This is a genomic window from Mycobacterium sp. URHB0044, assembly GCF_000620625.1.
GTDB lineage: Bacteria > Actinomycetota > Actinomycetes > Mycobacteriales > Mycobacteriaceae > Mycobacterium.
Genome location: NZ_JIAW01000002.1, coordinates 43,406 through 54,585, shown reverse-complemented (window position 1 = coordinate 54,585; position 11,180 = coordinate 43,406). Strand labels below are relative to the sequence as shown.

The window sequence follows — 11,180 nt, the reverse complement described above, 5'->3', positions numbered from 1 at the left end:
GCCGCTTCGAGGCCCAACCTGCCCACCGGTCCCCGTCGACGTTCGATTGGTCACATCGCGCGGTTAAGGTAGCTGTCGTGAGCTCGTCGGCGTCTGGATGGGAGCCCGACGTGCTGCCCGGATACTGGCAGCAGACGATTCCGCTCGGTCCGGATCCGCACGGCGAGGGTGACCTCGTCGCCACGCTCGTCCGCCGCGGGGAGGCAGGCGGCGCCCGCCATGCCGTGCTTGCGCTGCACGGCTACACGGATTACTTCTTCAACGCCGAGCTGGCCGACCACTTCGCCGCGCGCGGCGTCACGTTCTACGCCATCGACCTGCACAAGTGTGGGCGCTCCCGGCAGCCCGGCCAGACGCCACACTTCACGACCGACCTCGCGAGCTACGACGCGGAGCTGGAGCGTGCGTTGGCGATCATCGCGGCCGACGACCCCGGGGTGACGGTCTGCCTCTACGGGCATTCCGCCGGCGGTCTCATCGCCACGTTGTGGCTGGATCGGCTGCGCCGGCGCGGGGGCAGCGCCGCGGTCGACATCGGCGCACTGGTGCTGAACAGCCCGTTCTTCGACTTGCACGGTCCCGCGGTGCTGCGCACGCCACCCACGTCGGCGGCGCTGTTCGCGCTGGCCCGGCTGCGCAAGCGGCACGTCATCCGCAAGCCGACCCCCGGCGGTTACGGCACCTCGCTGCACCGCGACTACGCGGGCGAGTTCGACTACAACCTGGACTGGAAACCGCTCGGCGGGTTCCCCGTCACGTTCGGCTGGATCAATGCGGTGCGCCGTGGCCAAGCGCGCCTGCACCGCGGGCTCGACGTCGGCGTACCCAACCTGATCCTGCGGTCGGACCACAGCGTCCGGGAATCGCCCGATCCGGAACTGATCCAACGCGGCGACGCCGTGCTCGACGTCGCGCTGATCGCCCGGTGGTCCGGTTGCGTGGGCAACCACACCACCATCGCCCCGATCACCGACGCCAAGCACGACGTGTTCCTGTCGCTGCCGCAACCGCGCGCGGCGGCCTACCGTGAGTTGGACGACTGGCTGGATCGCCACCTGCTCACCCGGACCTCACCACCCACCACACGATCGGAACAGGGCTGACACTTTGGAGCACTTCGATCTGACGATCATCGGAACCGGTTCGGGCAACAGCATTCTCGACGAGCGCTACGCCGGCAAGAAGGTCGCCATCTGCGAGCAGGGCACGTTCGGCGGCACCTGCCTCAACGTGGGATGCATCCCGACCAAGATGTTCGTCTACGCCGCCGAGGTCGCGCGCACCATCGAGACCAGCTCGCGGTTCGGCGTCGACGCCCACGTCGACAAGGTGCGCTGGAACGACATCGTGTCGCGGGTGTTCGGCCGCATCGACCCGATCGCGCTCGGGGGTGAGGAGTACCGACGGTCACTGCCGAACGTCACGGTGTACGCCAGCCACACCCGGTTCGGTCCCACGCAGCCCGATGGGCGCTACACGATGCGCACCGAGGCCGGCGACGAGTTCACCACCGATCAGGTGGTGATCGCGGCGGGTTCGCGGATCAACGTTCCGCCGGCGATCGTCGACTGTGGCGTCCACTACGAGACCAGCGACACGATCATGCGCATCGCGGAACTGCCCGAGCATCTGGTCATCGTCGGCGGCGGCTTCGTCGCCGCCGAGTTCGCGCACGTCTTCTCCGCCCTCGGCGTGCGGGTCACCATCGTCGTGCGGGGACACGGCCTGTTGACGCATTGCGATCCGACGATCTGCGAGGCCTTCACCGAACTGGCCTCGCACAAGTGGCAGCTGCGTACGCACCGCAACGTCGTCGGTTCCCGGCAGGAGGCCGAGGGCGTCGCACTGGAGCTCGACGACGGGTCCGTCCTGCGCGCCGACATGCTGCTGGTGGCGACGGGCCGGCTACCCAGCGGCGACCTGCTCGACGCCCACCTCGCAGGAGTCGAGATCGACGATGGCTCAGTGGTGGTCGACGAATACCAGCGCACCACGGCACGGGGCATCTTCGCCCTGGGCGATGTGTCGTCGGCGTATCAGCTCAAGCACGTCGCCAACCACGAAGCTCGGGTCGCGCGGGACAACCTGCTGCTCGACTGGGACGACACCGATGCGATGACGCGCAGTGACCACCGGTACGTGCCGTCAGCGGTGTTCACCGATCCGCAGATCGCGATGGTCGGCCTCACCGAACTGGAGGCCATCAAGGCCGGTTACGACATCGTCGTCAAGGTGCAGCGGTATGGCGATACCGCCTACGGCTGGGCGATGGAGGACGAGCACGGGATCGCCAAGCTGATCGGTGACCGGGCTACGGGCAAGATCCTCGGCGCGCACGTGATGGGATACCAGGCATCGTCACTCATCCAGCCGTTGATCCAGGCGATGAGCCTGGGCCAGACCGCCAAAGAGGTTGCCCGCGGCCAATATTGGATTCACCCCGCGCTGTCCGAGGTGATCGAGAACGCCTTGATCGGCCTGATCTAGCTCGGGCCTGACCTAGCTCGACGGGCTGAAGCGTTCCTCGACGCGGCCGAACCGCCACACCGCAACGGCGACCACCCAGACGGCGACGAACATCCCGACGATCACGAAACCGACGGACTGGAGGTCGGCCGAACCGATGGCCGCCAACGGCCCGGAATGGATGCCGAGCCGGTCGACCAGAAGGCCGGTCAGCACGATGACTCCGATGATCAGGGCGACGATCACCGACAGCACGGTGATGGTCAGGTTGTAGTACACCTTGCGGATCGGCTTGAGGAACGCCCAACCGTAGGCCCGCGCCATGAAGATGCCGTCGACCGCATCGAAGAGGCTCATCCCGGCCGCGAACAGAACCGGCAGCACCAGGATGGCGTACCAGGGCAGCGTGAACGCCGCCGTGCCTGCGGCGAGTACCAGCAACGCCACCTGTGTCGCGGTGTCGAACCCGAGCCCCATCAGGAAGCCGACCGGGTACAGATGCCACGGCTTGCTGACCCGGCGCATCACCCGACCGAGCAGCCGGGCCAGGAAGCCGCGGCTGTTGAGTTGCCGCTCGAGCTCCTCCTCGTCGAAGTCGCCGCTGCGCATGTTGCGGAAGACCTTGGCGATGCCGACCACCGCGAAGAGGTTGGTCAAGCCGATCAGGATGAGGAAGGTGCCTGCGACGAGCGAGCCGATCAGCCCGAGGGTCTGCAGCATCGGCGAGCCTTCGTCCTGTACCGGACCGACGAGCGCCTTGACGCCAAGGGCGAGCAGGAAGGCCAGACCGAACACGACGCTGGAATGCCCCAGCGAGAACCAGAAGCCGGCGGACAGCGAGCGCGTCCCCTCCCCGACCAGCTTGCGGGTGGTGTTGTCGATCACCGCGATGTGGTCGGCGTCGAAGGCGTGTCGGACACCGAGCAGGTAGGCGGTCACGCCGAGCCCGACGCCGAAAACCCCGGCCGATCCGAGCGTGATGTGCTGGGGGGCAACCCCGAATACCAGGACGCCCCAGCCGAATACGTGCAGGAACAGGACGACGGCGCCGATCGCCGCGACCGACGTCCAGTCGGCTCGGTCGAATCGGGTGGCCCCGCTGGGGGTCGCTTCGGTGGTGATGGTCATCGGACACTTTCCCCGAGGGGCGGCGCGACGCTCATCCGTCGAGCCTAGGCCCGGCCAGCACCATCTGTCTAGCTGTTCAGATGATCAGGAATGTCTCGCGCCGATCCAGTGCAGCAGATCGTGCACGATCTCGTCCTCCAAACGGTACGCCACGGCGCGGCCAACCCGCGTGCTGGAGACCCAACCCTGCTGGCGAAGCACCCGAAGTGCTTGGGAAACGGCGTTTTCCGATCGCCCAAGCGCGGCGGCGAGGTCACTGACGCAGATACCCGGCGTCCGGTGCAGGATGAGCAGGATCTCCAGCCGGTTGGGATCGGACAGCAAATCGAAGCGCTGCGTCCAGGTCGCGCTGTCCACGTCGGCCAACGCGGACGACGCATGCTTGACCTGCGTCTGGTTGCCGTGCCGTTCCACGGTTCGAATCTAATCCAGGAACGTCGCCGAAGGGCGCAGGCGTAGCTTTGAACACGAATTCCAGCCGAAACGCTCGCCGAATGGGAATGCAGTTGGCCGAAGATCGCCGCACATCTGAGCTACTCGATGAGTTCCGCTCGTGGATGGCCGACGCAGGCGATCCATACCCCGACGACACCGTCGCCAATGCCGCCGTCTTCGCCGACTGGCAACGTACGCACGCCGGCGGAGGACTTGGTGCGGTCGACGAGGACCAGATCGTGGACTTCCTGCTCGACTGGTGTCCCCCTCGCATGACCATCGACGCCGAGGAGTCGACGGTGTTCTGCGCGTCGATCGGCGCGTTTCTCGAATTTCTCGGCGACACCGGACGGCTGGCGGGTGGGTCTCCGCGCGGCGCCGGGTTGAGCCACTTGACCGCGAGCCTCGCCGGCGCCGTGCACCAGACGTCGACGAGCCCGAACGGCTCGTCCAAGGCCCTGCTCACTCACCCCGGTTTCAACCCACCGGGCAAGCCGCGGTACATCGAGCTGCTGGCGCAACCCAATGCGATGTCCGAGGATGAGCTGACGGCCGAACTTCGGTCCCGAATGGCCGCGTTCAAAGCTCTACCGGTTGAACAACAGGCCGCGGCGCTCGACCAAGTCTTGGACGAAGAACCCGGGCCGTTGGAGCTGCCGTTCCTGTACATCCCGCCGCCCCTTGCCGACGTCGAATCAGTCGCGGCGCAAGCGCCGATGCTCGCCACGATCGATGCGCTGCGCGACTATCTCGGCGAATCCGGCAAGCCGCTGACCGAACGAGGCAACATCAAGCGGGCGGACGGCAAGGCGCTGATCGACCTGCTCGACACCGGCGACGAGATGGACCCAACCTTCGGGGACCGAACCTTCCGAACCAGCACCACGGAACATCTGCCGGGGCTGAATTCGATCGTCAACATCGCGAAGAAGGCTGGCGCCGTTCGGGTTCGAAACCGTCGCCTGACGCCGGTGAAAGCGTGGTCCCGGACATCGGCCACCGACCGCGCGACCGCCGTCTACAACGCGATCATCGAGCTCGGCGCCCTTGGGTCGCGTGGCCAATTCTACGAATTCCTCGACACCGTCCACGAGCTGCTCGACGGCTGCACGGTGCACTGGCTGGCCCGCATCCTCGACCCCGACGTGGCCGGTGACGTCGACGAGCTCGTCGAACTCGTCGAACCGGCGTTGCGCAACGAGGTCGAACCGTACTGGCCGCAATGGTCGGAAACCATGGAAGGCATTGCGCAGAGCGGCGTAAGCAACATCTTTCAGACGCTCGAAGCCGTCGGCGTCATCGACTGGACCGAGCGCAGGCAGATCGAGCGCCACGCACGTACCCTTCCCATCGGTGGGATCATCCGTCTGACCGCCCTCGGTCGGCACGTCGTGGCCCATCCACCTCGAAGAGGCCGGTTACCTCCTGCACCGCGTCGACGATCTCGTCGACGGGCCCGCGTCGGCGCTGATCGATGCGCTCGACTCAGTGCCCGACGAACAGCGGCAGGCCGTGATGGATGCGTGGCAGCCCGGTATCGAGACCCAAGACCGGGTTGGCCAGATCATCGAGGTGATTCGGTCAGGTGACGATGCAGCTTTGCGGCTCAAGGGATTCGGCGCCCTCGAACTGTTCGACGACGCCTCGGTGCAAGCTGCGGTGCGCGAACTGCTGGACAGCCCCGTGGCAGGCCAAGCCGCCCTCTATCTCATGGCGCGCGGTCTGGCGGACGAAGCGGAACTTGGCCACCTCGTCGACATCGGTGTGTTCGTCGACGTGCTGGCCGCCTCGCTCGAGGATCCCGAGGAATTGTGCGAGATGTTCTGCGAAGCACCGCACGCCAGCGACCAGTACGACGCAGTGGAACGGATGGTGCGGCACCCGGCGCCAGAGACGGAGCTGGTGCTCGACGCTCTCGGCCGGCACTTGCCCGACAAGAAGCTCGCTAAGGCCGCCCGCAAAGCCGCAATGCGGCACCGTAGTTGGATGGCCAACCACACCTGACGACGCGTGAACGTGCGCAAAATGCCGTCGTTTCGCGGCGTGTCGTCTGCAAACGCGCACGCTCGCGCCAGGAGGAAGCTAGTCCAGGAAGCCGTGCAACAGGGCCGCGGAGCCCCAGATGTGTGCGGCCATGACCTCGGCGGCGCGCTCCCCGTCACCGGCAAGGATCGCTACCACGATGGCCTCGTGCTGTTCGTCCGAGTGCGCGATGTTGCGTGCCAGCAGCGGAATGTGATCCAGCAGTTCGTTGAGCCGCATCCGGTTCTCGGCGACCAGCGGCACCAGTGACGGCGCCCCGGCGGCCTCGGCGATCGCAAGGTGCAGGCGCGAGTCGAGCCGCCGATAGTCCTCCGGTGCGGCACCCCGGACGTCGGTCAACCGGCTCCACAACATCTCCCGCTCGGTCGCGGCCAGCGTCCGGGCCGCGGACATCCGGGCGGCGCCCACCTCGAGGATCTCGCGCAGCCGCAGCGCGTCGTCGATCTCGGCGCGGCTGAACCCGCTGCCGTCGCCGCTCGGGGTGGGCAACTCGTCGGCCAGGAACGTGCCGCCGTATCGGCCCCGCCGCGACACCAGGTAGCCCGCCTCGGCGAGCGACTTGATGGCGTCGCGCACGGTGTCGCGGCTGACCCCGAGCCGGGTGGCGAGTTCGCGTTCGGGTGGCAGCGACTCGCCGGGCGCCAGCAGGCCCAGCCGGATGGTTTCGAGAAGCCGGCCGACGGTGTCTTCGAAAGCATTGCCGAGCCGAACCGGACGCAGCAGAGCCTCAGAGCGGGGCTGTGGCGCGTCCGGGTCGGCAGTCATGGCTTACACCGGCGTCACGTACGCCGAGCTGATGCCGCCGTCGACCAGGAACGTCGACCCGGTGATGAACGACGAGTCATCGCTGGCCAGGAACGCGACCGCCGCGGCGAGCTCCTCGGGCTCGGCGAACCGGCCCAACGGAATGTGCACCAGCCGGCGCGCCGCCCGCTCCGGATCCTTGGCGAACAGTTCCTGCAGCAGCGGCGTGTTCACCGGTCCCGGGCAGAGCGCGTTGACGCGGATGCCCTGCCGGGCGAACTGCACTCCCAGCTCCCGCGACATCGCCAGCACCCCGCCCTTGGACGCGGTGTAGGAGATCTGCGACGTGGCCGACCCCATCACCGCGACGAACGACGCCGTGTTGATGATCGAGCCTCTCTTCTGCGGCACCATGTGCCGCAGCGCGGCCTTGCTGCACAGGTACACGGACTTGAGGTTGATGTCCTGCACCCGCTCCCACGCATCGAGTTCGGTGTTCTCGATCAGGTCGTCCTCGGGCGGCGAGATGCCCGCGTTGTTGAACGCGATGTCGACCGAGCCGTACGTCGCGGCGGCCGTGTCGAAGAGGTTGTCGACCGCCTCCTTGTCCGCCACGTCGACCTGGACGAACAGGCCGTCGAGTTCCTCGGCGACCGACTTGCCGGTCGCCGGGTCGATGTCACCGATCACGATGGTGGCGCCCTCGGCCCGCATCCGCTTGGCGGTGGCCAGCCCGATGCCGCTGGCGCCGCCGGTGATGACGGCGACCTTGCCCGAAAGCCGTTGGGTCAGATCCACTTTTTCCATCTAGATGTTCTCCGTTATCGCAAAGAAGACGTTCTTGGTTTCCGTGAAGTGCAGTGGCGCGTCCGGACCGAGTTCACGGCCAAGCCCGGATTGTTTGAAGCCGCCGAACGGGGTGCTGTAGCGCACCGAGGAATGCGAGTTCACCGACAGGTTGCCGGATTCCACCGCACGGGACACCCGCATCGCCCTCGACAGGTTGTCGGTCCAGATGGACCCGGACAACCCGTACGGCGAATCGTTGGCCAGCTCGATGGCGTCGGCCTCGTCCTCGAACGGCAGCACGGTGACGACGGGGCCGAAGATCTCCTCGGTGACCGTGCGGTCGTTTCGATGTGGGGTGAGAACCGTTGGCGGGAACCAGTAGCCGGGGCCCGACGGCGCGGACCCCTGAAATGCTATTGGGGCGTCCTTTGGCACGTAGGACGCCACGGTGTCGAAGTGCGCACGCGAGACCAGCGGGCCCATCTCACTGTCCCGCGACGCGGGATCGCCAACGACGACGCCCTTCACCGCGGGCTCGAGCAGTTCCATGAAGCGGTCGTACACATTGCGCTGAACCAGGATTCGGCTGCGCGCGCAGCAGTCCTGGCCGGCGTTGTCGAACACTCCGTAGGGTGCGGTGGCCGCGGCCTTCTCGAGATCGCAGTCGTCGAACACGATGTTGGCGCTCTTGCCACCGAGCTCCAGCGTCACGCGCTTCACCTGCTGCGCGGCGCCCGCCATCACCTTGACGCCCACCTCGGTGGAGCCGGTGAAGACGATCTTGCGGACGTCCGGATGACTGATGAAGCGCTCCCCCACCACCGAACCCTTGCCAGGCAGCACCTGGAACAGTCCCTCTGGCAGACCCGCCTCGAGGCCGAGTTCGGCCAGCCGCATGGTGGTCAACGGGGTGATCTCGGCAGGCTTGACCAGAACTGCGTTGCCGGCGGCCAGGGCGGGCACGAAACCCCATGACGCGATGGTCATCGGGAAGTTCCAAGGCGCAATGACGGCGACGACGCCGAGCGGCTCGTTGAAGGTGACGTCCAGGCCACCGGCGACGGGAATCTGCTTGCCGGACATGCGTTCCGGGCTGGCCGAGTAGAACTGCAGCACGTCGCGAACGTGACCGGCCTCCCACTCGGCGTTGCCGATCACGTGCCCGGAGTTCGTCACCTCGAGCGCCGCCAATTCGCCGACGTGGGCATCCACCACCGCGGCGAACGACCGCAATGCGGCGGCCCGCTCGGCGGGCGCCAGCTTGGCCCACTGCTTCTGCGCGGACTTCGCGCGGGCGATCGCATCATCGGTGGCAGGCACGTCGAGCAGTTCGACGGTGCGCAGCTCCTCTTCGGTGGCCGGGTTGATCAGTGTCGAGGTAGTCAAGAGGTGGCCCTTTCCGTTGCATACTCCGCCGCCGCCTGCACGACACCGGAGAACAGTCGTAGATCGTCGAGTCGTTCCTCGGGATGCCACTGCACGGCCAGAACGAACTGCTCGCCGGGAAGCTCGACGGCTTCCACCACGCCGTCGGGATCCCACGCGGTGGCGATCAGTCCCTTGCCGAGCTCGGAGATGGCCTGGTGGTGGTAGCACTGCGCGTCGGTGGATTCGCCGATCAGCGCGGCAAGGCGGGTACCGGGCACGGTCTGGATGGTGGACGTGTTGAACACGGCGTTGCCGGCCTGATGCCAGTTGTGACCGATGACGTCGGGCAGGTGCTGATGCAGCGTTCCGCCCAGTGCCACGTTGAGAACCTGTGCGCCGCGGCAGATCCCGAGCAGCGGTATGCCGCGTTCGACGGCGCGCCCGACGAGCGCGAGTTCCCAGGCGTCGCGTTCGCGGGCAGGCGGATCGGTGGAGGGATGCGGCGCTTGCCCGTACGTGGCGGGGTCGACGTCCCTGCCGCCGGTGATCACCAGGCCGTCCAGGCCGTCGAGTACCCGGTCGGCGATGTCGGCGTCGACCGGTTGCGGCGGCAGCAGCGTGGCGATGCCGCCCGCGAGGGTGACGCCCTCGACGTAGATGGCGGGCAGGAAGCTGGCCTTGACGTCCCACACCCCGGTCTGCGCCTGCTGCAGGTAGGTGGTCAGGCCCAGGACAGGTCTAGAGCCGTTCAAAACCGCGAACCCTCTCCCAGTCGGTGACGGCGGAGTTGAACGCCGCCAACTCGACGCGGGCGTTGTTCAGGTAGTGCTCGACGACGTCGTCGCCGAACGCCTCGCGTGCCACGGCCGAGCCCTCGAACAGCGCGGCGGCCTCGGCCAGCGTGGTCGGCAACCGCTGCGCGCCAGACGTATAGGCGTTGCCCGAGCACGGGTCGGGCAGTTCGAGCTCCTGATCGATGCCGCGCAGGCCGCCGGCGATCAGGGCGGCGACGGCAAGGTACTGGTTGACGTCGCCACCGGGTGCCCGGCACTCCATCCGCATGCCGTGGCCATGCCCCACGACCCGCAGCGCGCAAGTCCGGTTGTCCATCCCCCACGCCACCGCAGTCGGTGCGAAGCTGCCTTCGACGAAGCGCTTGTAGGAGTTGATGTTCGGTGCGTAGAACAGCGTGAGCTCGCGCAGCGTGGCCAGCTGGCCGGCGATGAAGCTCTGGAACATCCGCGACATGCCGCGCGGCTGGTCTTCGTCGGCGAACACCGCCGTGCCGTCCTCGCCGCGGAACGAAATGTGGATGTGGCAGCTGTTGCCTTCGCGCTCATCGTATTTCGCCATGAACGTCAGGCTCTTGCCGTGCTGGTCGGCGATCTCCTTGGCACCGTTCTTGTAGATGGAGTGGTTGTCACAGGTGACCAGCGCGTCGTCGTAACGGAAGCCGATCTCCTGCTGTCCGAGATTGCATTCCCCCTTGACGCCCTCGCAGTACAGCCCCGCACCCTCCATGCCGAGCCGGATGTCGCGCAGCAGCGGCTCCATCCGCGTCGACGCCAGCATCGCGTAGTCGATGTTGTAATCGGTGGCAGGCGTCATGCCCCGGTAGCCCGCGGCCCACGCGGCGCGGTAGGAGTCGTCGAACACCATGAACTCCAGTTCCGTGGCGGCCACGGCGGTCATGCCGCGATCCGCCAGCCGGTCCAGCTGGCGGCGCAGGATGCTGCGCGGGGCGGGCACCACCGGCTTGCCGTCGTGCCAGCCGAGATCGGCCATCACCAGCGCGGTGCCCGGCAGCCACGGGATGAGACGCAGTGTGGTGAAGTCCGGCGTCATCACCATGTCGCCGTAGCCCGCTTCCCAGCTGGACATCGCGTAGCCGTCGACGGTGTTCATGTCGACGTCGACGGCGAGCAGATAGTTGCAGCACTCGGCTCCGTGCGCCACGACGTCGTCCACGAACAGCCGCGCCGAGATCCGCTTTCCGGTCAATCGGCCCTGCATGTCGGTGAAGGCGACGATCACGGTGTCGATCTCGCCGGCCGCCACTCGGCTCTCGAGGTCCGTTTGCGACAACATGCCGGACCGCTGGGCCGATGGCGTCATTGCGGGCCCTTTCTGTGAGTCATGACGAAAAGTCAACCATTGGAAACCGTCCACCTGCCGAACTCTGGGCAGATTTACCAAACCGTCACTGC

The 11,180-nt window shown here is 67.0% G+C and carries 11 protein-coding genes; 4 read left to right on the top strand and 7 right to left on the bottom strand.

The window, feature by feature from the left end; genetic code table 11:
* Positions 1 to 77: 77 nt before the first annotated feature.
* The gene (locus N536_RS0104255) at positions 78 to 1,103 is read left to right on the top strand and encodes an alpha/beta hydrolase (protein WP_029112465.1); all 1,026 of its coding nucleotides are present in this window, start codon (positions 78 to 80) and stop codon (positions 1,101 to 1,103) included.
* A 4-nt stretch (positions 1,104 to 1,107) separates the two neighbouring features.
* On the top strand, positions 1,108 to 2,487 hold the full coding sequence (gene mtr / locus N536_RS0104250; RefSeq protein ID WP_029112464.1) for a mycothione reductase: 1,380 nt from the start codon (positions 1,108 to 1,110) through the stop codon (positions 2,485 to 2,487).
* A gap of 12 nt (positions 2,488 to 2,499) precedes the next feature.
* On the opposite strand, the gene N536_RS0104245 is transcribed toward mtr, so the two are convergent.
* Both N536_RS0104245 and N536_RS0104240 read right to left on the bottom strand, forming a co-directional pair.
* Positions 2,500 to 3,594 carry a HoxN/HupN/NixA family nickel/cobalt transporter gene (locus N536_RS0104245; RefSeq protein ID WP_029112463.1) on the bottom strand — a complete coding sequence of 365 codons (1,095 nt, stop codon included), beginning with the start codon at positions 3,592 to 3,594 and terminating at the stop codon, positions 2,500 to 2,502.
* Positions 3,595 to 3,678: 84 nt separating this feature from the next.
* Complete coding sequence (locus tag N536_RS0104240) at positions 3,679 to 4,008, bottom strand: helix-turn-helix transcriptional regulator (RefSeq protein WP_029112462.1); 330 nt, start codon at positions 4,006 to 4,008, stop codon at positions 3,679 to 3,681.
* 80 nt (positions 4,009 to 4,088) lie between these two features.
* Between N536_RS0104240 and N536_RS0104235 the strand changes: the two genes are divergently transcribed.
* Positions 4,089 to 5,618, top strand: coding sequence for a hypothetical protein (locus N536_RS0104235; protein ID WP_029112461.1), 1,530 nt, complete (start codon positions 4,089 to 4,091; stop codon positions 5,616 to 5,618).
* Positions 5,619 to 5,628: 10 nt separating this feature from the next.
* A complete protein-coding gene (locus N536_RS0104230; RefSeq protein ID WP_029112460.1) occupies positions 5,629 to 6,033 on the top strand; it encodes a hypothetical protein in 405 nt (134 codons plus the stop codon).
* 78 nt (positions 6,034 to 6,111) lie between these two features.
* Here the strand turns inward: N536_RS0104230 and N536_RS0104225 are convergent, their stop codons facing one another.
* From N536_RS0104225 to N536_RS0104205, 5 genes are read right to left on the bottom strand one after another with little or no spacing between them, the layout of a single operon-like run.
* The gene (locus N536_RS0104225) at positions 6,112 to 6,837 is read right to left on the bottom strand and encodes a FadR/GntR family transcriptional regulator (protein ID WP_029112459.1); all 726 of its coding nucleotides are present in this window, start codon (positions 6,835 to 6,837) and stop codon (positions 6,112 to 6,114) included.
* 3 nt (positions 6,838 to 6,840) lie between these two features.
* The gene (locus N536_RS0104220) at positions 6,841 to 7,623 is read right to left on the bottom strand and encodes a 3-oxoacyl-ACP reductase (protein WP_197040066.1); all 783 of its coding nucleotides are present in this window, start codon (positions 7,621 to 7,623) and stop codon (positions 6,841 to 6,843) included.
* The gene (locus tag N536_RS0104215) at positions 7,624 to 8,991 is read right to left on the bottom strand and encodes an aldehyde dehydrogenase (RefSeq protein WP_029112457.1); all 1,368 of its coding nucleotides are present in this window, start codon (positions 8,989 to 8,991) and stop codon (positions 7,624 to 7,626) included.
* Positions 8,988 to 9,725: a gamma-glutamyl-gamma-aminobutyrate hydrolase family protein gene (locus N536_RS0104210; RefSeq protein WP_029112456.1), complete on the bottom strand. Its 738-nt coding sequence runs from the start codon at positions 9,723 to 9,725 to the stop codon at positions 8,988 to 8,990. Before N536_RS0104210 ends, N536_RS0104215 begins: the two co-directional genes overlap by 4 nt.
* Entirely contained in the window at positions 9,712 to 11,061 is a 1,350-nt protein-coding gene (locus tag N536_RS0104205; RefSeq protein WP_029112455.1) for a glutamine synthetase family protein, read from the bottom strand. Before N536_RS0104205 ends, N536_RS0104210 begins: the two co-directional genes overlap by 14 nt.
* Positions 11,062 to 11,180 lie beyond the last annotated feature (119 nt).

Coding starts and splice junctions, on each gene's coding strand:
- N536_RS0104225 (WP_029112459.1), bottom strand. CDS start 6,837: ATGACTGCCGACCCGGACGCGCCACAGCCCCGCTCTGAGGCTCTGCTG.
- N536_RS0104245 (WP_029112463.1), bottom strand. CDS start 3,594: ATGACCATCACCACCGAAGCGACCCCCAGCGGGGCCACCCGATTCGAC.
- N536_RS0104220 (WP_197040066.1), bottom strand. CDS start 7,623: ATGGAAAAAGTGGATCTGACCCAACGGCTTTCGGGCAAGGTCGCCGTC.
- N536_RS0104235 (WP_029112461.1), top strand. CDS start 4,089: ATGGGAATGCAGTTGGCCGAAGATCGCCGCACATCTGAGCTACTCGAT.
- N536_RS0104205 (WP_029112455.1), bottom strand. CDS start 11,061: ATGTTGTCGCAAACGGACCTCGAGAGCCGAGTGGCGGCCGGCGAGATC.